Annotated in this window: 22 protein-coding genes; all 22 read right to left on the reverse strand. The window is 32.0% G+C overall.

Features of this window, described 5'->3' with window-relative positions; all coding sequences use genetic code 11:
- Nucleotide 1: 1 nt before the first annotated feature.
- A complete protein-coding gene (locus KPL54_RS09985; protein WP_171295471.1) occupies nt 2–991 on the reverse strand; it encodes an RnfABCDGE type electron transport complex subunit D in 990 nt (329 codons plus the stop codon).
- Nucleotides 988–2,325: an electron transport complex subunit RsxC gene (gene rsxC, locus KPL54_RS09990; protein ID WP_216106440.1), complete on the reverse strand. Its 1,338-nt coding sequence runs from the start codon at nt 2,323–2,325 to the stop codon at nt 988–990. The genes KPL54_RS09985 and rsxC overlap by 4 nt, the downstream gene beginning before the upstream one ends.
- A 74-nt stretch (nt 2,326–2,399) precedes the next feature.
- Nucleotides 2,400–2,819, reverse strand: coding sequence for a SoxR reducing system RseC family protein (locus tag KPL54_RS09995; RefSeq protein WP_216106441.1), 420 nt, complete (start codon nt 2,817–2,819; stop codon nt 2,400–2,402).
- Nucleotides 2,820–3,536: 717 nt separating this feature from the next.
- Nucleotides 3,537–4,169 carry a cyclase family protein gene (locus KPL54_RS10000; protein WP_216106442.1) on the reverse strand — a complete coding sequence of 211 codons (633 nt, stop codon included), beginning with the start codon at nt 4,167–4,169 and terminating at the stop codon, nt 3,537–3,539.
- Nucleotides 4,170–4,180: 11 nt separating this feature from the next.
- Nucleotides 4,181–5,683, reverse strand: a complete 1,503-nt coding sequence (gene zwf, locus KPL54_RS10005; RefSeq protein WP_216106443.1) for a glucose-6-phosphate dehydrogenase — start codon at nt 5,681–5,683, stop codon at nt 4,181–4,183.
- Nucleotides 5,684–5,929: 246 nt separating this feature from the next.
- On the reverse strand, nt 5,930–7,339 hold the full coding sequence (gene ltrA / locus KPL54_RS10010; RefSeq protein WP_216106444.1) for a group II intron reverse transcriptase/maturase: 1,410 nt from the start codon (nt 7,337–7,339) through the stop codon (nt 5,930–5,932).
- Between the two features lie 90 nt (nt 7,340–7,429).
- Entirely contained in the window at nt 7,430–7,627 is a 198-nt protein-coding gene (locus tag KPL54_RS10015) for a hypothetical protein (protein WP_253203419.1), read from the reverse strand.
- A gap of 195 nt (nt 7,628–7,822) precedes the next feature.
- Complete coding sequence (locus tag KPL54_RS10020) at nt 7,823–9,043, reverse strand: hypothetical protein (RefSeq protein WP_216106445.1); 1,221 nt, start codon at nt 9,041–9,043, stop codon at nt 7,823–7,825.
- A gap of 176 nt (nt 9,044–9,219) precedes the next feature.
- Entirely contained in the window at nt 9,220–11,010 is a 1,791-nt protein-coding gene (locus KPL54_RS10025) for a penicillin-binding transpeptidase domain-containing protein (protein ID WP_375372984.1), read from the reverse strand.
- A 157-nt stretch (nt 11,011–11,167) separates the two neighbouring features.
- A complete protein-coding gene (locus KPL54_RS10030; protein ID WP_216106446.1) occupies nt 11,168–11,626 on the reverse strand; it encodes a hypothetical protein in 459 nt (152 codons plus the stop codon).
- Between the two features lie 257 nt (nt 11,627–11,883).
- On the reverse strand, nt 11,884–12,786 hold the full coding sequence (locus KPL54_RS10035) for a hypothetical protein (protein ID WP_216106447.1): 903 nt from the start codon (nt 12,784–12,786) through the stop codon (nt 11,884–11,886).
- A gap of 36 nt (nt 12,787–12,822) precedes the next feature.
- Nucleotides 12,823–13,449, reverse strand: a complete 627-nt coding sequence (anfO, locus tag KPL54_RS10040; RefSeq protein ID WP_216106448.1) for a Fe-only nitrogenase accessory protein AnfO — start codon at nt 13,447–13,449, stop codon at nt 12,823–12,825.
- A gap of 82 nt (nt 13,450–13,531) precedes the next feature.
- Nucleotides 13,532–14,266, reverse strand: a complete 735-nt coding sequence (locus tag KPL54_RS10045) for a homocitrate synthase (RefSeq protein ID WP_216106449.1) — start codon at nt 14,264–14,266, stop codon at nt 13,532–13,534.
- Nucleotides 14,259–15,296, reverse strand: a complete 1,038-nt coding sequence (locus KPL54_RS10050) for a homocitrate synthase/isopropylmalate synthase family protein (RefSeq protein ID WP_216106450.1) — start codon at nt 15,294–15,296, stop codon at nt 14,259–14,261. Before KPL54_RS10050 ends, KPL54_RS10045 begins: the two co-directional genes overlap by 8 nt.
- 39 nt (nt 15,297–15,335) lie before the next feature.
- A complete protein-coding gene (locus KPL54_RS10055) occupies nt 15,336–15,644 on the reverse strand; it encodes a 2Fe-2S ferredoxin (RefSeq protein WP_216106451.1) in 309 nt (102 codons plus the stop codon).
- On the reverse strand, nt 15,641–18,259 hold the full coding sequence (gene nifB / locus KPL54_RS10060) for a nitrogenase cofactor biosynthesis protein NifB (RefSeq protein ID WP_216106452.1): 2,619 nt from the start codon (nt 18,257–18,259) through the stop codon (nt 15,641–15,643). The genes KPL54_RS10055 and nifB overlap by 4 nt, the downstream gene beginning before the upstream one ends.
- Nucleotides 18,260–18,275: 16 nt before the next feature.
- Nucleotides 18,276–19,601, reverse strand: coding sequence for a nitrogenase iron-molybdenum cofactor biosynthesis protein NifE (nifE, locus tag KPL54_RS10065; RefSeq protein WP_216106453.1), 1,326 nt, complete (start codon nt 19,599–19,601; stop codon nt 18,276–18,278).
- Between the two features lie 24 nt (nt 19,602–19,625).
- Nucleotides 19,626–20,996 carry a nitrogenase molybdenum-iron protein subunit beta gene (gene nifK / locus KPL54_RS10070; protein ID WP_216106454.1) on the reverse strand — a complete coding sequence of 457 codons (1,371 nt, stop codon included), beginning with the start codon at nt 20,994–20,996 and terminating at the stop codon, nt 19,626–19,628.
- Nucleotides 20,996–22,594, reverse strand: coding sequence for a nitrogenase molybdenum-iron protein alpha chain (nifD, locus tag KPL54_RS10075; protein ID WP_216106455.1), 1,599 nt, complete (start codon nt 22,592–22,594; stop codon nt 20,996–20,998). Before nifD ends, nifK begins: the two co-directional genes overlap by 1 nt.
- 23 nt (nt 22,595–22,617) lie before the next feature.
- Nucleotides 22,618–23,001 carry a P-II family nitrogen regulator gene (locus KPL54_RS10080; protein WP_216106456.1) on the reverse strand — a complete coding sequence of 128 codons (384 nt, stop codon included), beginning with the start codon at nt 22,999–23,001 and terminating at the stop codon, nt 22,618–22,620.
- Between the two features lie 14 nt (nt 23,002–23,015).
- Nucleotides 23,016–23,342 (reverse strand): P-II family nitrogen regulator, encoded by a 327-nt coding sequence (locus tag KPL54_RS10085; RefSeq protein ID WP_071611989.1) that lies wholly within the window; start codon nt 23,340–23,342, stop codon nt 23,016–23,018.
- A gap of 49 nt (nt 23,343–23,391) precedes the next feature.
- A complete protein-coding gene (gene nifH / locus KPL54_RS10090; RefSeq protein WP_216106457.1) occupies nt 23,392–24,213 on the reverse strand; it encodes a nitrogenase iron protein in 822 nt (273 codons plus the stop codon).
- Nucleotides 24,214–24,382 lie beyond the last annotated feature (169 nt).

Raw genomic sequence — 24,382 nt, forward strand, 5'->3', positions numbered from 1 at the left:
ACTACCCCCTTGCTCCAAATTTTACCGGCTTCATCAAGCGATCAATAAGTGGTGTAACTGCGTTCATTAATAAAATAGAATAACAAACCCCTTCAGGATATCCACCCTTAAGCCTGATTAAGACAGTAATAACTCCAGCGCCAATAGCAAAAACTATCTGCCCTTTCTTTGTAATTGGAATGGTAACCATATCTGTAGCCATGAAAAAAGCTCCTATAATAAGGCCTCCAGCCATCATATGAAATAACGGATCTCCAGTAAATAACCCTGTTGGTCCACATATCCAAGTTAAAATACCTACAGTTCCAATCATAAATGCAGGAACTACCCAATTTGCATAACCTTTATAAATTAAATATATACCTCCAATAATTAGTAAAACCGTAGATGTTTCACCAATACTTCCATTACGAAAGCCAATAAACATATCTTTATACATTTGAGGCGCACTTCCAAAAGTATCTATTAATTTTGAATATCCTTGTTGTTTTAAAATATTTAAAGGTGTTGCAGTAGACACTACGTCTACACTTGATGTAAATTTTGACCAAGTTGTCATAGCAACAGGCCATGACACCATAAGAGCAGCACGACCAATATGGGCTGGATTGAAAATATTATATCCAAGTCCACCCATAGCATGTTTTGCAATTACTATAGCTATAAATGAACCAACAATTGCCATATAAGGTGGTATTGCTGGTGGTAAACACATTGCAAGCAATAGTCCTGTCAAAAATGCACTTCCGTCTGTTATAGTTACTGGCTTTTTTCTAAGTTTTTGTACTATATATTCAAATCCTACCGCAGACAAACTTCCCGCAAGTAATACGAATAAAGCAGACGTTCCAAAATGATAAATTGCGAAAAGCGCAGCTGGTGTTAATGCCATAGTAACAGTCCACATAATTTTAGAAATAGATGCTTCTGCACGTATATGTGGAGAAGTTGATACGGTAAAGAGATTCTCTTGTAATTTTACTTCACTCATTTAGCTAGAGCCTCCTTTTTTTTAGCAGCATCTGCATTGTTTCTCATTTTACTGTATTTAATGTATTGTACAATATTACGTTTAGCTGGACATACATAAACACAGCTTCCACATTCAGCACAATCGAAAAGATTTTGTTCAAGTTTTGCTTCCTCATACATATCTCTTTCTCCGAGTATACTTAACATACTTGGATTAAGTCCACAAGGGCAAACACTTACACATTTTCCACAACGAATACAGGGAGATTGAGTTCCATTATTAATATCTTTCTTAGTTAATCCAAGTATTCCAGAAACCCCTTTAATTATAGAAATATTTAAATTTGATTGAGCAAATCCCATCATAGGACCACCCATAATAATTTTAGCTGGCGGTTCTTTAAATCCGCCACAATTCTCAATAGCATCTTCAAATGTTGTTCCAATTCTAAGTAAAAGATTTTTAGGTTCTTTAACAGCACTTCCACTTATTGTTGTTACTCTTTCAATTAATGGAATCCCACTTACAACTGCGTCACAAATTGCAACGACTGTACCTACGTTTTGAACAACTACACCAACATCCATTGGTAAGCTTCCTGATGGAACCTCACGATCTACAAGTACTTTAATAAGCATTTTTTCCGCACCTTGTGGATATTTAGTTGGTATTGCCATTACTTTAACTGTAGTTCCTTCAAACGCCTTTTGCATAGCAATAACAGCATCTGGTTTATTGTCTTCTATTCCAACAAATGCTTTTTCAACCCCAAGAACCTTCATTACTAATTTTACTCCAATAGCAATTTTATCAGAATGTTCAAGCATCATTCTGTGATCTGCTGTTAAAAAAGGCTCACATTCTGCTGCATTCAAAATAAAAGTATCTATTTTCTTATCTTTTGGTGGTGATAATTTTACGAAAGTTGGAAAAGTAGCTCCTCCCATTCCAACGATACCTGCATCTTTAATGATACCTTTTATTTCGTCAGCACTTAACTTCTCCCAGTCGCGAACAAGAGGGATTCCTTCTATCCATTCGTCTTTTCCATCATTTTCAATTACGATAGAAAGACATTTTCCAAATACCGGATGAGGATATAAAGCTATATCTTTAACCATACCTGATATAGATGCATGTACCGGACTTGAAACAAAAGCTGGACTAGTTGCTATAACCTGTCCCTTCTTTACATAATCACCCTTTGCTACAGTTGGCACACAAGGAGCACCGATATGCTGACTCACAGGAATAACAACTTTACTTGGTAAAGTTGCTATTTCTATAGGCTTGCTCGCGGTGTAATTTTTAGAACCATTTGGATGTATTCCTCCACGAAAACTTTTTATCACTTTTCCACACCTCTTTTAAAATATTTAAAATTTGTGAACTATAATAGATATAATCAAATTCGAAAAAATTATATTCAAGATAAACTTTTAGTAATCACAGGTTGCATTTTGTCATTATTATGAGCGTACTTTTCAAAGTGTTTTATATTAATAATTGATAATACAAATGTTATTATTCCGCCTCCAATTTGAAATCCCCGAACAGAATACCCAAATTTTTTAGCTATCACTTGTCCAACAATAACACCTATTACAACTAGAACAAGAGGAAGTATATATACAACAAAAGCTGCCATTAACATATTTGTATCTTTCATTTCAAATGCAATTCGTTGACCAATTTTAGCTCCAATAGGATTTTTAGCCTCTATTACAACTGAATTATCGCCAGGACATGCGCCACAATTTTTACACTCATTATGCCTTCCTACTTTTACTTTCGCAATATTATCCTTAGAAATCTCTATTATAATTCCTTCTTCTTCTTTTACCACCTCTACAGCTCCTTCCTCTACTACAATATTAATTATATTATACTCGCAAGGAACTATTTATATGATAATTAAACGCTCCCCCTTTGATTATAATATCAATTACATTATAAGCCTATAATAAAATTCGTCTAATTACTACCTGTCGAATTATATATATAATTAAGCTCCTATCTCTCAAGATAGTTTTATTTAGTGTAAAAGTCAACAATAATTAAATTTTTAACAAATGTCTATGTAATAATTTACATGCCTTATATATAAGAAACTATTTTTTAAATATACACAGTTGCTTATTCATTACTTTAACCTTTATATATAATATTGATTTTACTAATGTTTTTGGCAATACAGTCCCATATTTCCGAATTAGCTTCTTATAATAGCAAAGCATTCTGTTATATTTACTTTTTTCAGTACTAGAACAGTTATATACATTAATTACTTTTTATTTTTTAGATTTTTTTAGATTTGTTAAGTTTTTGTTAAATAACGTTAAAACATTAACAACTACCGTTTTTACGTATAGATTTATGGTATAATTTTAATCACGAAGATAGGTAATTGAAGGGGTTAAGACCTTCCACTTTAAAATTATTCAACTTTATATTTTCTATATTGATATCATTTAATTGTAAAACTAATCCTTATTTTCTACATAGTCAAGAATTTGTAAAACTAATCGTAAAACAGAATATAATTACAATTAAATCTCTCCCTTTATAATATAATTAAGTCTTTTATTAAAACTATTCTAGCAGGTGCACCATCTATACCTTTAATTTTAAGTGGAAGCGCACACATGAAGTATTCATCTTCTGAAACTTCTTTTAACCTAACACCCTCTATTATAATTATGCCTTTATTAAAAAGTGTTTTATGGGTTTCATGACCCGGCTGAGCTCTCTCTATTCCAAAGGAATCTATTGCCACACCCACTATTTCCTTTTCTGCCAAGTACTCTGCTCCACTTATTGAGAGATATACAAAATCTGATTCATACCCCTCTTTAAATGAATTTTTGGTTTTAAGTAATAAGAATTCAAATGGCTTAATGTTTTTATCTATAAGATCCTCTTTTGTTATTGAACCTATAACTTTAGTTAAGTCTATCACTCTACATTTCCTAATCAATTTAGTTAGATCTATAGCATCAATTGTATCGCCATCATTATCCACATGAAATGCTGCATCAATATGAGTTCCTGTATGCACATTCATATACAAACTAGATTCATTTATTTTATCTTTGGGGATTTTACTTTCAAATTTAATTACTGGTCTTTTTTCCTCTTTATTCTTGTATACTCCCATATCCTTTTCAATAATCATAGATATATCATATATAATCATGTTATCCCTCCTTAAAGTTCAGTATTCCACCACTGTCTGCCATCCTTTTCAATTAACTCTACTGCTCCCGTAGGTCCTGGTGTTCCCGCCGCATAGTTAGGGTAATTAGAAACATCATTCTCATATCCTTTTTCAATACTTTCAATAAATTTCCAAGAATATTCAAGTTCATCCCACCTTGTAAATAAAGATGAATTATTTCTGATTGCTTCAAGCAACAACTTCTCATAGGCCTCTGGCGAATCATTTAAATACTTACAACTTTGGCAATAATCTAACTCTACCTTTTCCATTTTAAAGTCATTACCAGGCTTTTTAGCATTTATTTGAAAATAAAAGCCCTCCTCTGGCTGAATTTTTAAAACTAAAAGATTACTACCTATTTGGTCAAATTCTTTATAATAATTAATTCCAGCAAGTTTTTTAAACTGAATAACTATTTCCGTACTTTTTGTATCCATTCTTTTTCCTGCTCTTATATAAATGGGTACTCCTCCAAAACGAAAATTATCTATATAAGTCTTAAGTGCTATAAATGTATCTGTATTAGATTCCCTAGATACCCTTTCTTCTTGTCTATATCCAACTACCTTGACTTCATTAATTGTTCCTGAACCATATTGCCCTCGAACTATATCTTTCTTTAATGACGCCGAAGTAAAAGGTCTTAGCGATCTAAGCACTTTAACTTTTTCATCTCTTATAGATTCCGGATCAAAATCCACTGGAGGTTCCATTGCAATCATTGTAAGCATCTGCAATAAATGATTTTGAAGCATATCTTTTAATATACCCGCATTTTCATAATATGCCCCTCTGTTTTCTACACCTATTAGTTCATTAGATGTAATTTGGATATTATCAATATAGTTTGAATTCCATAAAGGTTCGAATAAAGAATTACCAAATCTAATTGCTAATATATTTTGGATCATTTCCTTTCCTAAATAATGATCTATTCTAAATATATCCTCTTCCGGTATAAGTTTTGATATATTATTATTTAAAATTCTCGCAGTTTTCAAATTTGATCCAAAAGGTTTTTCTATCATTACTCTCTGCCATCCTATTGATTTACAAACCATATTATTGTTTTTTAAGTTTCTAATTATACCCTCAAAAAATTCTGGTGCAACTGCTAAATAATATAATCTATTTCCTCTTGTTGAATATTCATTATCCATTTTTTCCAAAAACAAATCTAAATCCTTATATCCTTGATTATTTGAAGTAAAATCAAAATTCTTATAGAATATTCTCTCAATAAAATTTTCCCATAATTTACTATTCAAAGGAAATCTAGAGAATTCTTTTACATACTCATGCATTTCTTCCCTATACTGTTCACTTGTCTTTTCTCGTCTCCCTATACACACAATTGTAAAATTCTCAGATAATTTTCCCTCATGCATCAAGCTAAAAATAGCAGGAATGAGTTTTCTTTTTGTCAGATCACCAGTTCCACCAAAAATCACAAACATACTAGAAAGTTCTATATCCATATTTTTCTCCATTCAAAGTTCACCCTACTCCTATTTTTTTTATAAAATTAAGGAATATTAACCTTTTTAATTAATATACCACAAACTAGCATCACACATATAAAATACCCGTAAGTACTTTATTAGAAATTAATGTACATTATACCCTTTTTATTATAATTTACAATGCACAATCGAGTAGGAGGCTAATCATTATTTGATTAGCCGACCTCTCACACCACCCTGCATACCGTTCGGTACAAGGCGGTTCTATAAGAACTAACAATTTCTAAGATAATATTTCGTTATACTGATTAGACCTAGACTTTCTAGGTCTTTATCTTTATATGCAATATTCATAATTGGACTCTTGGATATTCTCCAATAACTTCTTCGTGTATTTGCATATTCCCAAGCCTTTTGTTTTGATAGCCCTCTCTTTTTAAGTTCCTTGAATCTCGTTCTGACCCTTTTCCATTGTTTCCATATACAGAGGCGTATCCTTCTCCTTAACCATTGGTCTAGCTCTTTTGCTATAGTTTTCATATTAGCTATCCTGAAATAATTTATCCATCCTCGAAGTTTCTGTTTCAGTTTTTGGAATCTCCATTCTAGGCTTTTTCCATTACTCCTTGAAGTTACTTCTTTGATGTTTTTCTTAAGTTTTTCTATAGCTTTCGGGTGTACACGTACTTGAATTCCACCTTTACCATTGTAAAATGAAAAGCTTAAATATTTCAGTTTCCATGGCCTAGTTACCTTACTTTTGTTTAGGTTTATTTTCAGTTTAAGTTCTTCCTCAAGAAATTTTGTAACTGACTTCATTACTCTTTCTGCAGAGCGTTTGCTCTTCACGTAGATATTACAATCATCTGCAAAGCGACAAAATTTTAATCCACGCCTTTCTAATTCTTTATCCAATTCATTTAGATAAACATTACTTAGTAGCGGACTACATGGCCCACCCTGCGGGCATCCGACGTTTGTTTCTGCTACCACTCCGTTAATCATTACACCTGATTGTAAATATTTTCTTATTAATCTTAATACCTTTTTGTCATTTATATCCTTGGATAGGATGGACATGAGTTTATCATGATTTACAGTATCAAAATACTTAGATATGTCAATGTCAACGACCCATTTATAACCGTCTTTGATGTGTTCTTTACATTTTTCAATCGCTTGGTGTTGACTTCTTCCTGGTCGGAATCCAAAACTTGTTTCTGAAAACTTTTCCTCGTAGATTGGTGTTAACACTTGGGCTATCGCCTGTTGTACTACCCTGTCTACTACCGTAGGTATTCCTAGGAGTCTTTTTCCACCGTCAGGTTTATCTATTTCTACCCTACGGACTGGCATTGGGGTATAACTTTCTTCTATTAAATCCTTTTGAAGTTGGCTGTTGTTGCTTTTTAGGTATTCTAGTAGTTCATCTACTGTCATTCCATCCACGCCACTACTCCCTTTATTATTCTTCACCTTTTTGTATGCTTTGTTCAAATTGTCACGATGAAGAATTTGCTCCATTAGGATATTAGTATCTCGTTTCTTGTCGTCTCTTCCATTCCTTGACGCCGAAGAAATACTCATCACTTCTATGTTATCTTGGATTTCCAACCCTACCTCGCATAGATAGTCTTCATTATGAAGTTTTCTGATTTCTACATATTTCTTTGAGTTCTTCAAAATTTTCAAAACCTCCTATAGTTCAGCCCTTCCCAAAATATTTATAAATATTTTGGTACTATGGCGTCGGCTGACTGCTCATGATAAATCTTATTTCAACCATGTATCGAAATACATCTTAACATGTCCATGAGCTCTCCCCGGGTAAGAACGCAATCTTTCTCTCCATGTATCTGCTACATTTACACAGTATATTTTTGAATAGTTTTGGGCTTCAATTTGTTTAGCAATTTTACCCAATATACCATGCCTTATATGTAATTTCTGTTCGTCAGACCAGAGATTCATTTACACCTGCCTTCAGATTCCTCGTCGCCGAGGACACCCTTGGTGTTCAACTATGTGCTTAGCACTATCAACCCGCACTCGGGACTTTCACCCTTTAGATTACGCCCATGCCGGGCACACTAAAAAAACAACTTGTAAAAAGTTTTACAAGTTGTTCTTATTTATGTTCTATAAATTAACAATAGATACACCTTACTAATTTGTAGGTAATTTTGTGTTAGCTAACTTCAATATATCATTATAGTTAAATGAATTAGTTGAATTTGTTTTTGGTAACACAATATCAATATTTTTATTAATATTAGTTATATCTGTATTAAAATCTACCCCTATAGTATATATACCAGTTTGGTCGCTATTACTTGCCACAGCTGTTGTACCAGCTAATTTGTTTATGCTAGGTAAATCAATTACAAATTCTGCATTACCTTTTTCATTTACAATATAACCATCCTTATTAATAGTATATCTAATTGTAATTCCTTTATCCCCAAGAATTTTAAGATTATCAATAGATTCTAATGATTTATTCATACTTTTAAGTTGTTGTGGCAATTGAGTTGTTATATCGCCAAATGCCTTATTTATTTCATCCTTGCTCGTTTTATCCTGACCACCAGTTACATCATAAACTGACATCATAGCTTTCATATAATCCTGAGTAAAACTCATAGCATCCTTGCTCTCTGAAAGATTATTCAAAGTGTAATGCATTAAATCCTTAAATGATTTATCATTTAACTTTACTTCATAAGTATCTGAAGATTGAATTACGTCATCTTGCAAGAAACTTTGACTTCCTATATGGGTAACATACTTCGTAGTTGGATTAAATTGTTTAGCATATTTAACTATAAAATCAGTTAATTTAGGTTGGAATTCTTTGCTAAAAGCCATAAGTTTTTTATAATCAGTTTTAGGCATACCTGGTGTACTTGGCATATTCGCTAAATCCATTGCCATGTATTCTTTACCTTTTAATTCAGCTGGAAGCTGCGATGAAAGCAATTGAGGAATTTTATATAACTCATTAATCACAGGTTTTTCTCCAGTTATATCTGTATCAACCCAAATACTCATGTTTATAGGATCTGGAGATTGAACTAATTGTAATGATATATCACTTTGCATTTTTGAAATTGTTCTATCCTTATTCTGATTGGTTTTAGTTACCATAGAGATTTTAGTTCCGTTTATAGATGGCAACACGGTATCCATCATTTGTTTCTCTTTTATCGACATATTAGTGCCTGAAACCTTAAGTGAAATATCCGTTTTACTCTGCATAGAGTTTATTGTTTGTGTCTTTGTAAATGACTTCACAAGTGCAAAACCATCAGTTGAGCACCCAGCGAATAGTGAAGTCGTCATAATTAAACCAACACCCAGAGCTAACATTTTCTTAGTTTTTATCATTTTTATTTCCCCCTTAATATTGAATATATTGACATTCTTTATTATGCTTTATTTATAAACCATATAAATAGAGCCAATCCTATTATAGTTTTTATGCCACTATATATGTATATTACCATTATGAAGGAAAAATGTAAATATTCAATATATTTAAATAAAATAAATTTAGAAGAATATTATTTTTTTGTACTACTCACATTACTGGGAGCCATATTTATTATTGGAAATAATTCTAAAAACAACTTACGCGCCGCAGGTACTGCCGTCTGCGCAGCATAATAATTCGAAGCGTTTGGTTCCTCTATAGTAATTACTAAACTCACTTTTGGATCACTGGCAGGGGCCATACCAGCAAATGAGGATACATATTTACCAGTGTTGTATCCTCCGTCGATACTGTTAACTTTATTTGCAGTTCCAGTTTTCCCTGCTATATGATAACCATCAATATATGTTCCAACTGCTGTTCCTTCTTTAACTACCCTTTCCAAATACGTTCTTAACTGAGCTGCTTTTTCTTTGCTCATTATTGTTTTCTCATTTAGATTACTAAACTGCTTGTCTATAACCTTTTTTCCATTTTCAATATGAGATATGTCTTTCATAACATGTGGTCTTATCCATGTGCCTCCGTTTGCCACTGCGTTAAACGCTGCAATATACTGTATCTGAGTAACTGCAACACCTTGTCCATATGCCATTGTAGCAAGATCAATCGGTGTTATATTATTTAAGTCTTTTACAATCCCTGTGCCCTCGCCCGGCATATCAATATTCGTTTTCTGTCCAAAGCCGGCAAGCTCTATAAATTTATAAAAGTTCGCCTTTCCTATCATCTGCCCTAGTTTAACAAACCCAACATTATCTGAATTCTTAATTATATCCGAGAAAGTCTCAATTCCATAATTTTCTTTATTATCGCTATATAATAATTTATTTCCAACCTTAATGCTACCATTACTTATAAATCGATCCTTATCTGTTACAGCATTATTTTGAAGCGCTGCAGCTGATGTTATAACCTTGAAAATTGATCCTGGTTCAAATGCACTGCTAATGGCTCTATTCTTCCAAATTTCCTGTGTTTCTTTGCTTGTCTTACCTTCTACGTACGGAATATTTAAATTATAATCTGGTGCATTAGCCATTGCCATAATCTCACCATTCTTTGGGTTCATAATTGTTATACTTACAGATTTTGCACCATTTTTAGTTAATGTTTCTTTCGCAACTTTCTGCGCTAACTCTTGAACTCGTTCATCAATAGTTAATGTTAAATCCTTTCCGTTTACTGGTTGAACTGTCACTGCTTCCGTATAAGGTAATTCATTACTATCCCTATCCGTTTCAACTACCTTAACTCCAGGAACACCTGCTAATTCATTATTGTAACTTAATTCAACTCCATTGACTCCATTTCCATCTAAATTGGTATGCCCCATTACATGTGCTAAAAAGTTATCGTTTGGGTATGTCCTCTCAACATCTTTTGAAATTATTATTCCACTATATTTTAGAGCCTTAATTTTATCCACAACTTTCTTCTCTACCTTTCTTTTAAGTGATACAAATTGTAATGGATTCCCTTTGCTATCTTTGTCATCTAATATCTCCTTAATTTTGCTCTTATCAATATTTAGTATTTTCGACAATTGAAGATCCGCTTGTTCCTCTGGTATTTTTTTGTCTACTAAATATTTTTTTAATACATTCAAATCAACATCAAGTCTATAAATATTCATACTTAATGCCAGTTCTTGACCATTTCTATCTAGAATCGCTCCTCTTATAGGAGGTACCGCTATATTTTTTGTCTGTTGCTGTAATGCCAAAGATTTATACTTGGACCCATTAACGGCCATTAAATAAACCATTCTGCCAACAAGAGCACTAAATACCAAAGAAAATAATACAGCTACAATTAAAATTCTTTTACCTCGCTCCCTTTTCCCTTTCAATCTACTCACCAACCTATTCTGTATTTTAAATTAGAACTACACTTCATAATATAAATGTTTTATTAATTGTATCATAAACAATTAAAATAGTTGCTAATTCACGCAAAAAAAATATAAGAAATCACTACTAGAGTAATTCCTTATATTAATATTTTTCTCTATTTTTTTATAAATTAATTACTCCTTTTAAGACTGGCTTATTTTCATTTATTGGATTAAATTCTATTACATCTGGTATTTTCCAGTTTTTTGTTCCATTGTTAAATTTCCGCGGTAATAAATAATGAACTACCCTATGTTCTTTTTTTCGATTATCTTTTATCTCTTCATCAAACATAGCTTTTACTTCGTTCATGTGGCAGCTATTTATCCTAATTTGTTTAAAATCAAGGTCACTTATAATTTGCAAAAATTCATCTACCTCACTTTGAAAAACTTTTGCAAAAAAAGCATTTTGCTTATCTCCATCACAAATTAATACAGGATTAAGTTGACTTTCATTAATAATAGCCTTCAGTTTAAATACATTTTTTTTGCTCCTCCCTATAAAATAGCCATAATTAATATAATTAGGGTCATTGCTTTCTGGGAAAATCACATTATATAACAATTGTTCTTCATTCATTTTAATCCTCACCTTTCTAATATATTATTAGATAAATAAAACTAAAATTTATAAAATTGCTTTTATAAAATATCTCTTTGAAATGTATTTGATACTATTATTATAGCAGTTGATTGTAAAGAATATGTTATTTATTTGTTTAGAATTAGTTAATTATTAAATTATTTTATGCAATACTTTCCATAAGTTTACATCAAAATCAGTAAAATAGGAAGGTTAATTTCATATATTTCTATATTAAATTAGAATTTATATGCCTAAAAGAATTTTCTAACAAACTTATCAACAGAAAAAGTGTTACTCTCGATATTGTACTCTGTTTCATTAATTTTTACTTTACTCAGATAAAATTCAATCCTTAGAGGCACCACATCCATAATTTTATCATTAAAATTATTTGGTTTTAATCCTGGCTCGTAAATATGTGAGCTACCAAAAGCATCTTTAACTGTTATTTTATCTAATGATGTATACAATGATTTAATAGTTCCATTTTCTTTAAAATTCAAAGAATTTGTATCAGCATTAAGGCCAATAGCATCAAAATCAAATGCATGAAGCTCTCCAATAACAGTATTTATTAAAGTTTGCCTTCTAGGTTCACAGGACTTAATAGCACCGTTTGGATATAGTGAGAACCCAATACGAGTCTCAATCATCCCGTAAGGTGATAAAATATTAATAAAATCCTTTGGCCATAAAGTTACACTTTTTACGCCTCCAGATTCATAAAAATTAATACCAATAATTTTTTTCTTAAACTTTCCAAACTCAAAATGAAATTCTAATTCCTCGGAAAGTTCATATTCATTTTGCTCAGTCCAATAGCCAGTTATCTTACCATTTAACGGGAAAATACGCTTAATTTGTCCGTTTTCATGAAATACAGCAAGTTCTGCTGATAGTTTCCCAACACTTGTAACTATAGTCGTTCCACTATGAAAAGAAATACTTTGTAAATTTCCATTTTTATAAAAAGATAAAGATCTTTTATACTTACGTCTTACCTCTTCTTCATCATATTGAGGAACAAAAATCCCATAACTCGTGTTAATCTCGCAATATTCGCTCAATTTACATTCCTTTATTATTCCGTCAGTATAAAATTCAATACTAGTTATCCCTTTTAGCATACCATATTTAGTCATAAATTCCTTCATATTATCGCCTCCGAAATAAAATATTTATACTATTTACTATTCCTTGCAAATATCAGGATAAACCTTCACTTTAATTTCACTTTGACTAATATGAGTCGTTTCCATTTTTAAATTCAACTTTTCAAATTCAGCATGAAACCAGGGTGGGATATGTCCACAAATTATCTCTAATTGATAAAAAATTGTAGTAGTCAAAAATGGTATCAATATACTTTTTGAAGTAAGACTTTCATTGTTTTTCTGAATTTTTTTTAGATTTACATAATAATGTCCATCCTTAACCTTTTGTATAATAGGTTTCACATTCTCTAATTCTGAAAGCTTTATTAACTTTGCCTCTTCCAATTCTTTTTCAAATACAAACTCTAATAACTCCATTGGTTTACCTTCTAATTCCCAAGTGTTAAATCCCATTCCATCAAGAATATTGTAGGTCATCCCCTTTATTTCTCTCCCAACAAAAACTTTGCAATTACCTAATTCTTCTGCCATGTTTATAATGTTTCTTCTAATTTCTTTTATTCCAGCTATATTATCTATTCTAAAGATAATCTCTTTAGTTATTTCCCATGTGCCCTTACTTCCCGCGTAAACCTTAATTATACCTGGTTCAACTATAGATTGTGTTTTACCACTAGTATCTTGAAATACTGCTATTTCCATTTTATTTTCTATTTATCAAATCAATATTTTCTTGTTTATCTGATAAATTTTCCTCCTTATTTTAATAAAATATAGTGTTTATTTATATTGAATTATTATTTTTATCTAAGGCATTTATTAACTTAACATAATCACAATTACCTGCCCTTTCACCTATTCCTCCAAATGTAGAATCTACAAATTCTGCTCCAGCCATAACTGCAGAAACAGAATTTGCCACAGCCATACCAAAATCGTTGTGTGCATGAAATTCAATAGAAATATCAATATTTTGTTTGATTTTTTTAATTTGTTTATATATTTTATCTGGATACAGTATTCCAACAGTATCTGCATATCTAACACGCTGTACGCCAAGCTCTTTAGCTTCCCTTATAACATGCATTAAAAACTCAGTGGAAGTCCTTGAAGCATCCTCAAGCCCAACCACAACCTCGCAGCCCTTTTCTTTAGCATAATAAACGCTCCGCTTCATTTCATTAATAACCCAGACTCTATCTCTCCCAAGTTTCCATTTTATTTGTATATCAGATATAGGAACTGATATATGCACAATATCTACCCTACAATCAATAGAATGTTTTATATCGTTTATATTCATCCTATTCCATGCAGACACCTTACTTTTTAACCCTAGACCCATTAGTTGTTCAATACTTTTTTTTTCATCTCCACCCATGGCAGGAGTGCCAGCTTCTATTTGATATACATCTTTCGAATCTATAATTTTAGCAAATTCAATCTTGTCATCAAACCCTAGCTCAACGCCTGCCATTTGTTCACCATCTCTTAATGTAGTATCAACTATTTTATACATAACGTAACCTCTTAATTTCGCAACATATTTCTATAAAATCCTCATCTGAAAGTTCCATTTTATTTTTTATGCTTTTACTTTTAACTCTCTCTAAAACATCTGAAATTTCTGCTTCCATAAATTTATTATCTATACTAAGCTCTTTTAATTTAGCATGGATCGAATTTTTACCTGAGTGCTTACCTAAAGCAAGTTTACGCTTCATTCCAACAATTTCAGGTTTAAAAGGTTCGTATGTTATTGGATTTTTTTGAATGCCAGCCACATGTACTCCAGATTCATATTTAAATATATCCTTACCAATTATGGGCTTATTGTTAGGTACTTTACTATAGGTTATTTTTTCGTATTGTAAACTCATTACACTAAGAACACTAATATCTTCATTTACTTCTTCACCCAAAATAACTTTTGTAGAAACTAATATTTCCTCCAGTGGTGTTGTGCCATAAGTCCCATCACGTCCACAAAAAGCTGTGGTTATATAATCTATTCCTTTAATAATAGCCTGAAAACATACTGCTGTTGCCATAGAAAATTTATCACTAGCATAAATATTAGTTTTCACATTGTAATTTTCTTGCATATAATCGTAAGTTAACCAGTTACTCTCTCCCTTAAATCTTAAGCAAAAAAATCTATCTATATTTTTATTAATCTTATTCATGAAATTGCTTTTATAAGAATTAATATCTATTTCTAATATAATCTTAAAGTTATAATTTTCTTCAATACATTTAATATTAAAAAACTCTAAGTCCTCTTCTTTAACTAAAATATATTCTATACCATTTCTTTTACATATTTCCAATTGACTAATTTTATCAATTCTAAAAATAAAAACCTCTGATGTTATCAGAGGTCTTACAATATTAAAAGTCCTCTCATCAACCTCAAAGAAATCTACCCCTATTCTTCTTAAATTTATCGTGAACTCATGTACTTCATTTTCATTAAATCTTTTTTTTGTTATGTTCATTAATGTCCTATCAATAATATAAGTTTCTTTTCCATTTATAATTATAGACATTAATAACACTCCTCTCGTATAAAATAATTTAATTTTTTATCATATTTCTAGTCTTTTTACTACATCTCCATTTATCAAATGTGACTGCACAATTTCATCCACATCGTCTGGTGTTACTTTTCCATACCAGGTGCCTTCTGGATATACAATAACTATTGGCCCCTCATTACATAATCCAAGGCATCCTGTATTAGTTACCATTACTTTATCACTAATATCATTTTCCTCAATAGCTTCTATAAAATTTGTTACAATTTCAGTGGATTCATTGGAATGACAATATCCCTTTTGAGTTCCATTTATTCTAGAACTCGTACAGACAAAAACGTGAAATTCTGGTTTTATCATGATACTGCCTCCCCTACTATTTTTCTGATTCCATTTCTAATTTCATCACATAATAGATATACTGCTATATTTTTCTTTTCTAATTTTTGTTTAGGTATATCTCCAATTCTAAGAGCAAGAACGCCAGAACAATCATCAATTGTTTTTATTATATAGTCTATCTTATCTTCATGACTATCATCACAATCCTCTACACCTGTACAAAACTTAGGAATCTTTCTTTTTTCAATAAATGTAGCATCGCCATTTACGAAATCATATATATAAAACTCTGTAGCATGTCCAAAATGCTGATCCACATTAAGCCCTGATTTAGATGCCACTGCAAATCTAATAGGTTTAACTTCATCCGTAGCAGAAGATTTTATCACTCCTGCTGTTTGCGATATATCATTTCCAAGAGTTCCTACTGCATCTGCTCTACACTGTTTACAATGATACATTTGTTTAAGATCTATTTCGCACTTCTTTCTCATAGCGAGCAATTCTTCATTATTTACTGTTTTAATGTCTTCAAAAACACTTCCTGGTGCATTTATCATAGGCATAATATTTGTCATAAATGCTCCACATTCTTTAACCTTTTTAACAGTATCCGCAATTCCAATATCATTTACACCTTTTACATAAACGATGTTTACCTTACAAACAAGACCTTTCGACGTAAGATATCTAAGACCTGAGAGCTGATTTTGAAGTAATATAGTTGCTCCCTCAATCCCTGTATATTTCACCCCAAGATAATTAATCTCCTTATAAAGCTTAACTCCAATCTTTGGATCTACTGTGTTTATAGTAATAGTAATATGTGAAACACCAAGTTCTAATATTTCATTTGCATAAAAAGGTAACATTAATCCATTAGTAGATAAACAAAATGTTATATCAGGACTTTCTTTCTTTATTAATTGTATGGATTCTTTAACTACATCAAAATTTGCTAATGCGTCTCCAGGACCTGCTATCCCAACAACTGTAAGATTTTTAAGTTTACCTTTAAATTCTTTGAATCTTTCCAGGGCCTGAACTGGAGATAATATTGAGCTTGTAACTCCAGGTCTACTCTCATTTACACAATCAAATTTACGACTACAATAATTACAACTTATATTACAATTTGGAGCTACTGGAATGTGTATCCTTGCATTATCATGTGCGCAGCCATTAAAACATGGGTGACTTTTTGTTTTTTCCTCCATACTAATTATCTTTTTAACCTGCGACTGAGCATTGGCCATATCTTCATCTTTTCCATTATCATAATATTTATCATACATATCCTGTCTATAGCCCCTTTCTTTTCTTTCTAATATAGAATTAGTGATTTCATCTAAAAATCTTAGTGAACCATAATATCCCACATTAACTGCCCTTTGAGCACCAACTCTATCATGAATTGGGAATCCGATTCTTATTAATTTGATTCCTAATTTTTTCTCCATCCGTCTTCCATTGGAATCACCAATTAATAAATTCGCCTTAAGCTCTTTTGCATGTTTTTCAATAATTTCAAAATCAGTATCATCAATAATAATAGGTTGATTATCAAGATCTTTTGTAAGTTCTTTTAATTTACCTTTTAAAATTTTATTTTTAGAACCAGTGGCTATAAGTAGTGGTGTTATTCCATTTTCAACACATAATGATGTAACTGCATACACAATTTCCGGTTCTCCAAAAATAATAGCTCGTCCTTCCCCATTATATTTGTGTGAATCAATTATTCCATCAAGGTAACGACTCCGCTGCTTTTCTAATACCTTAGGCACTGGTTTTCCACTGATTTGTGATATTAAATTAATAAATACATCCGTTGCTTTTAACCCTATTGGAATTGCACATTTAAATAGTGGAACTCCAAAAGTTTCAAACAAATAATCCCCAGCAGTAGATCCAATTTCCCCGCTACAATCCATCTCTATAGTTGCGGCAGCTCCTCCCATTAAAGCTATATCATGAAGACTAGTACCACCCTCGGGAACTTTATTATACTTTTTATTGTAACCTGCATCCAATGTTTCTGATACATCTGGTAATATTGTGTATTCTACCTTAAAGAGATCTAAAATACTTTTTAATAACCTTATGTCTCCCGGATTTATATTTGCAGCAATTATATTGATTTTTTTGGTTTTTATATCACCCGTGCTTAAATATTCGACGAGTCTTCTAAGTGTTTTATAATAGCCTTCAGCTTGGGTACCAGAATATGCAGGTGTTGATATTGGAATAATCTTAATATCACTAGTTTCAGGATTTTCTTCCCCAAATTCTATAATTATACGTCCAATATCCTCTCCAATAGTTTCTGCAAGGCAAGTTGTTAGAACGCCAATAATTTTGGGATTATATAATTTAATTATATTTTTCAGTCCTAATTTTAAGTTTTTTGTACCACCGTAAATTGTTCCATCTTCAGTAAGTGAAGACGATGCAATATCAATTGGTTCATTATAATGAGTTGCCATGTGACGCCTAATATATGTGCTACACCCTTGAGATCCATGAAGAATTACCATACTTTCTTCAATTCCTTTAAGTGCCATCACACCACCAAGTGGCATGCACATCTTACATGGATTAATACTCAAATTCACTGAATTTTTATTTTCCATATTAACACCTCCCATTTTATATAAGTTTCCAAACTGGACTATTGATTGTTAAATCTACTTCCTTTGCAAAGTTAACAGCTCCTTCAAAGCCTGCTAATGCATGTTTTCTTTCATGATTATGATCACAAAATGCAATTCCAAGTTTATAAGCCAAAGGTCTTTCTTTAACTCCTCCAACTAAAATATCTGCATTTTTCTCAAGTATAAATCTTTCAAGTTCTGCTGGATTGGTATCATCTAAAATTACCGTTCCCTCATTAGTTATTTCTTTTATAATATCGTAGTCCTCTTCTTTACCTGTTTGAGTACCTACCATAACAGTTTCCATTCCAAGTTCTCTAAATTGTTTAATAAGTGAAATAGCTTTAAATCCACCACCTACATATATAGCCACCTTCTTGCCTATTAGTCTCCTTTTGTAATAAGCTAATGTTTCTTCAATTTGTTTCTCTTCAGTTTCAATTAGTTCTTTTGTTCTTTTTATAATATCTTTGTCCTTACTTAACTGCGCTACATTTGTTAAAGATGCTTTAATATCCGCAAGCCCTAAAAAACTAACATTAATATATGGTATTCCAAATTTTTCAGTCATTTGATTTGCAAGGTAATGCATAGATCCTGCACACTGTACTATATTTAGACTAGCTGTTGGTGCCTTTTTAATCTCATCAGTTGTGCTATCACCCGTGATTCTTGCAACTACTTTAACACCCATTCTTTTAAAATAATTCTTTATAATCCACATTTCTCCAGCTAAATTAAAATCACCTAAAATATTTATTCCCAAAACCTTTGGCTCATTATTTTCACCCATAAGATTTAATATTGCATTGCAAGCAGCTCTATATCCTACTGATTTATTTCCTGAAAATCCAGGTGCTTTAACTGGAATAACTCGAATATTATATTTGCTTTCTGCCATTCTACAGACTGCATCAATATCATCACCAATTACACCCACAATACAAGTTGAATATACAAATATTACTTTAGGGGAATGTGCTACTACTATCTCATCGATAGCAGCAGCAAGTTTTTTCTCTCCCCCAAATATAACATCTTTTTCTCTTATATCCGTGGAGTAACTATTTCTGTAATTTTCAGAATCACTCGTTAGACTTCCTCTTATATCCCAAGTGTACGCAGCACACCCAATAGGTCCATGAACCAAATGAAACGCATCTGTTATCGGATTTAATACAACTCTTGCACCAGCATACACACAAGCCCTTTGGCTTACAGATCCAGATACGCTATTGCCATCACACTTCATCTTTTTTCCTTTGTTTTTTGAGTTATAACAAACTGAGTCTTCTCTTTCTTTAAGTAATTCTGTTTTCATATAATCACCTCCACGAATATTAAGTTACATTACTAATTCAAAATCTTCTTCAGGGCAAGTTCTATCTATTTTATCTAATATTACATTTGACATCATTTCAATTAATCTAATAGCACCCTTATATCCAACTATTGGAAAATACTGATGTGCATATCTATCAAGTATTGGGAAACCAACTCTTACAAATGGAACATCTTCTGCTCTTGCAATAAATTTACCATGAGTATTGCCCATTAACAAATCTACTGGCTCATTTTTCATCCATTGGTGAAGTTCAAATAAATCAGCTGCAGCCTTAACTGTAGATCCCTCTATACCATTTGCAGCAAGCATACCATTAACCTCTTTTACAAAAGTCTCTCCTGGCGTTCCTGTAATTACATACTTTGGAATAGCACCTAAACTTATTACAAATTCAGCTAAGCTTGTAACTATATCTGGATCTCCATAAATAGCTACTTTTTTACCATTAAAATAAGCTTGACTATCTAACATTAAATCAACTAGTTGTCCTCTTTCTTCTTCTATAGATTTTGGAACATCTTTATTTGAGAATAGAGCTAGTTCTGTAATCAATCTATCTGTAGCTTCAATTCCAATAGGAGTAGCTAAAGTTTTCATTGGAACTTTACATTTTTTCTCTAGTTCTATACCAGCAGCCTCGGCAGAATATGAACCAAGCGCTATTGATAGCTTTGAATTTCCAGCATCAATTATTTCATCAACTGTTGTTCCACCAAGTGGATACATTTCAAAAGTACCTGTCATAGGTGCATCTAAAACTCCACTTGTATCTGGGAATAAAATATTATCAATTTCCATAACATTAAGAATTCTTTTTAATTCTCTCATATCACCTGGATCTACAAATCCGGGTAAAAGATTAACTTTTCCATTTTCTTTTCCGCTATTAACAGATAAATAAGTAACAAAAGCTTTTACCATATTCGAGAATCCAGTTATATGTGAACCTACATAACTTGGAGTACTAGCATGAATTACATGTTTACCCTCTGGAATATCGCCCTCAGCTTGAAAAATCATTGTTTTACAATCATCACCAATAGTCTCTGATAAACATGTAGTATGAACTGCAATTATATCTGGTTTATAAAGCTCAAATATATTTTTTATAGCAGTTTTTAAATTTGCTCCTCCACCAAAAACTGATGCTCCTTCCGTAAATGCACTAGTTGATGCCATTATTGGTTCCTTGAAATGCCTCGTAAGTTGCATCCTATGAAAAGCACAACATCCTTGGGACCCATGACTATGAGGTAAACATGCATGAACACCAAGTGCTGCATACATAGCCCCAATAGGTTGACAAGTTTTTGCAGGATTAATTCTTAAAGCTTTTCTTTCAACGACATCTTTCGTAGTTAAATCTAACATTACTCATCACCTCCAATAACTTTTCCTTCTAATAATGGTTCTACTTTCCACGGTGGGGTAACATATCTCCAAGCAGGAGTGTGTACTCCTGAGGTAAGTTCTCTTGCAAAAACTACTGCTCCTCTAAATCCAGCATATGGTCCTGAATAATCATAGGAATGTAATTGCTTAGATGTTACTCCCATTTTCTGCACTACATACTTATCTTTAATTCCCGAGAAAAACATGTCAGGTTTTAAATGTTTAATTAATTGCTCTGTTTCAAAATGGTTTAAATCATCAATTATTACAGCATCTTTCTTCATATCTTTTATAAGGCCGTCATACTTAGCTAAAGGTATTTCCCTTTTGAGTTTTTCATATCTCTGCGGAGATATAATAGTTCTATATTTCTTTTCGTCTTTTTCAACTGTTAAGTGCTCAATGTTCTTACTATCTGCATCAAGTTTTATATCAGGAATAACTTCTCGACCCTCATAATCATCTCTGTGGGCAAATTCATAACCTGAAACTACAGTTTCAATACCTAAGTCATGAAGAAGCGTTTGATAATGATGGGACCTTGAACCTCCAACATATAAAAATGCTGTTTTTCCTTCAAGTCTTGTTTTATAATATTGCATTTGTCCTTCTATTGCAGCAATTTCCTCTGCAATTACCTTTTCTGTTTTTTCTATAAGATCTTTATCATCAAAATAAAGCGCTACATTTCTTAAAGTCTCAGTAATTCCACTAACACCTATAAAATTAACTTTTATCCAAGGTATTCCGTATTTTGTCTCCATCATTTCGGCTATATAATTTATAGATCTATGACATTGAACTAAATTAACATCAGCTGTATGAGCATTTTTTATGTCCTCATAACTACCATCACCAGTCATTACACATACTACTTCATAACCTATTTTTTTGAATACTCTTTCAACTTCCCAGCCATCTCCGCCAATATTATACTCACCTAACAAATTTATAGAATGTTTTTTAGTAGGAGCTTTAGTTCCTGTACCAATTACACTTCTCATTAAATTGTTGTTAGCGATATGATGTCCAGCTGACTGGCTTACACCTTTATATCCTTCACAATTAAAAGCTAAAACCTGAATTCCATAAAGCTTTTCTGCTTCAGCCGCTACTGCATTTATATCATCACCAATTAGTCCTACTGGGCATGTAGCTGAAATTGTTATGGCAGTCGGATGGAATATCTCTACTGCTTCTTTTATTGCTTGTCTTAATTTCTTTTCACCACCAAATATAATATCGCTTTCTTGCATATCTGTTGAAAAACAATATTCTATATAGTTTTGACCTCCTGGTTCAGTTTTCGCCTTATTTCTCCTTGTTCCCCAAGTATAATAAGAACACCCTATAGGTCCATGAACTATATGAACCATATCCTTTATTGGCCCGAGTATAACGCCCTTACAGCCTGCATAACAACATCCCCTGCTTGTTATCATCCCCGGAATCGTTCTAGTATTCGCTGTAATTGTTAATAAATCATCCTCCGCTTTTTTAATAACTATGTGTTGTTTTCTGTTTTTAAATGTTTTTGCAGGATATTTTTCAAGCACTTTATCCATAAATTCTTTCATATACTTCACCTCGCTTTATTTAATTAAATAGCTTCTATTCCAGTTTTTCCAGTTCTTACTGTAACCACATCATTTATCGTAGCTACAAATATCTTCCCATTTCCTGGATTTCCATTTTGGTTTACTTCTATAATAGTTTTTACTGTATTTTGTACATCTTTATCCTCTACAACTAGTATTATCATTCTCTTTGGCATTAATCTGTGCATCTCAGACAATTGCTCAGCGATTATTGGAGGTAGTCCTTCATCCTCACTAAATGCATTTTGAAATAATTCATAAGCTATTTTTTTCTTTCCTCTTCCCATAACCCTTATTGCAGTCATAGAAGGAACTTCTATTTTAAGAAGAGCTTCTTTAGTTTTATTAACCATATCCATCCGAATGATAGCTGTTATTTCCTTCATATTATTGGCCCTCCTTATAATCCAGAATTTCCAGAACTTATGGTATATACTTCGTCTACATCACTTACGAAAATCTTTCCATCACCAAAAGCACCTTTTTCTCCAGTTTTTGAACTTCTAATTATAATTTTTATAACATCATCTTTATCATTATCGCTAACTACTAGCATTAACATTTCTTTTGGAATTTCGTCATAATATACATCTCCGACCTTAACTCCTCTTTGCTTACCACGTCCAACTACACCTATCTTTGTAACTGCTGGAAAACCAGCATCACATAACTCGGAGAGAACAATACCTACTTTTTCTGGTCTAATTACTGCTTTAATCATTATCATCGTTTAATTCCCCCTATCTATAATTGTTATTTTTATTAGATATTCATAATTAGATATCCATTAACCCATGTTCCATTAATATTTCTTCTAATCTTTCTTGAGACATTGGTTTTGGAATAACAAACATCTTATTTTCATCAATTGCTTTAGCAAGTTGTCTATATTCCTGCGCTTGTCCTGCCTCTGGATCAAATTCTATTACAGTTTGTTTGTGTATTTCAGCTCTTTGAACCATGTTGTCTCTTGGCACAAAATATATTAATTGACTTCCAAGTTCTTCTGCAAATGCTTTTAATAAATCTATTTCCTTATCTACGTTTCTACTGTTACAAATTATTCCTCCAAGTCTTATTCCTGAACTGTTAGCATATTTAAGTACGCCCTTTGCAATATTGTTTGCTGCGTATAGTGCCATCATTTCACCACTTGCAACTATATATATTTCTTGAGCTTTTCCTTCTCTCATTGGCATTGCAAATCCACCACAAACAACATCACCTAAAACATCATAAAATACATAATCTAAATCTGGAGTATACGCACCTAAACTTTCTAACATATTGATTGCAGTAATGATTCCACGTCCTGCGCAACCTACACCCGGTTCAGGACCACCTGATTCAACACATCTTATATTTCTATAACCAGGCTTTAATATTGATTCAAGATCTACCTCCTCGCCTTCTTCTCTTAATGTATCAAGAACACTTTTCTGTGCAAGACCACCAAGAAGAAGTCTAGTTGAATCTGCTTTTGGATCACAGCCAACCACCATGATTTGTTTTCCCATTTCTGCAAGACCTGCTGTTAAATTTTGAGTTGTGGTAGATTTTCCAATACCACCTTTTCCATAAATTGCTACTTGTCTCATATTAACTCCTCCTCATATATATAATTCTTTACCACAAATTTATTTGAAGTAAAGTATTTACCAAATTAAAAATGATTTTTTTGAATATTGAAAAGTCATTTTGTTTAAAAATAGTTTTAATATGTTTATGACTTTTATAAAATATAAATGACTGTTTTATAAAGTTATA

The sequence above is a fragment of the Clostridium estertheticum genome, from assembly GCF_018861295.1.
Classification (GTDB): Bacteria; Bacillota; Clostridia; order Clostridiales; family Clostridiaceae; genus Clostridium_AD; species Clostridium_AD estertheticum_D.

Excerpts from the sequence above, each read along its gene's own strand:
- KPL54_RS10055 (WP_216106451.1), bottom strand. The coding sequence starts at position 15,644 with ATGATAAAACCAGAATTTCACGTTTTTGTCTGTACGAGTTCTAGAATA.
- KPL54_RS10000 (WP_216106442.1), bottom strand. The coding sequence starts at position 4,169 with ATGATTATATATGATATATCTATGATTATTGAAAAGGATATGGGAGTA.
- nifD (WP_216106455.1), bottom strand. The coding sequence starts at position 22,594 with ATGAAAGAATTTATGGATAAAGTGCTTGAAAAATATCCTGCAAAAACA.
- nifH (WP_216106457.1), bottom strand. The coding sequence starts at position 24,213 with ATGAGACAAGTAGCAATTTATGGAAAAGGTGGTATTGGAAAATCTACC.
- nifK (WP_216106454.1), bottom strand. The coding sequence starts at position 20,996 with ATGTTAGATTTAACTACGAAAGATGTCGTTGAAAGAAAAGCTTTAAGA.
- KPL54_RS10035 (WP_216106447.1), bottom strand. The coding sequence starts at position 12,786 with ATGAAGGAATTTATGACTAAATATGGTATGCTAAAAGGGATAACTAGT.
- KPL54_RS10020 (WP_216106445.1), bottom strand. The coding sequence starts at position 9,043 with ATGATAAAAACTAAGAAAATGTTAGCTCTGGGTGTTGGTTTAATTATG.
- KPL54_RS10015 (WP_253203419.1), bottom strand. The coding sequence starts at position 7,627 with ATGAATCTCTGGTCTGACGAACAGAAATTACATATAAGGCATGGTATA.
- nifE (WP_216106453.1), bottom strand. The coding sequence starts at position 19,601 with ATGAAAACAGAATTACTTAAAGAAAGAGAAGACTCAGTTTGTTATAAC.
- KPL54_RS09985 (WP_171295471.1), bottom strand. The coding sequence starts at position 991 with ATGAGTGAAGTAAAATTACAAGAGAATCTCTTTACCGTATCAACTTCT.
- zwf (WP_216106443.1), bottom strand. The coding sequence starts at position 5,683 with ATGGAGAAAAATATGGATATAGAACTTTCTAGTATGTTTGTGATTTTT.
- KPL54_RS10050 (WP_216106450.1), bottom strand. The coding sequence starts at position 15,296 with ATGTCTATAATTATAAATGGAAAAGAAACTTATATTATTGATAGGACA.
- KPL54_RS10045 (WP_216106449.1), bottom strand. The coding sequence starts at position 14,266 with ATGTATAAAATAGTTGATACTACATTAAGAGATGGTGAACAAATGGCA.
- KPL54_RS10080 (WP_216106456.1), bottom strand. The coding sequence starts at position 23,001 with ATGAAGGAAATAACAGCTATCATTCGGATGGATATGGTTAATAAAACT.
- KPL54_RS10030 (WP_216106446.1), bottom strand. The coding sequence starts at position 11,626 with ATGAATGAAGAACAATTGTTATATAATGTGATTTTCCCAGAAAGCAAT.
- KPL54_RS10085 (WP_071611989.1), bottom strand. The coding sequence starts at position 23,342 with ATGATAATGATTAAAGCAGTAATTAGACCAGAAAAAGTAGGTATTGTT.
- anfO (WP_216106448.1), bottom strand. The coding sequence starts at position 13,449 with ATGGAAATAGCAGTATTTCAAGATACTAGTGGTAAAACACAATCTATA.
- nifB (WP_216106452.1), bottom strand. The coding sequence starts at position 18,259 with ATGGAAAATAAAAATTCAGTGAATTTGAGTATTAATCCATGTAAGATG.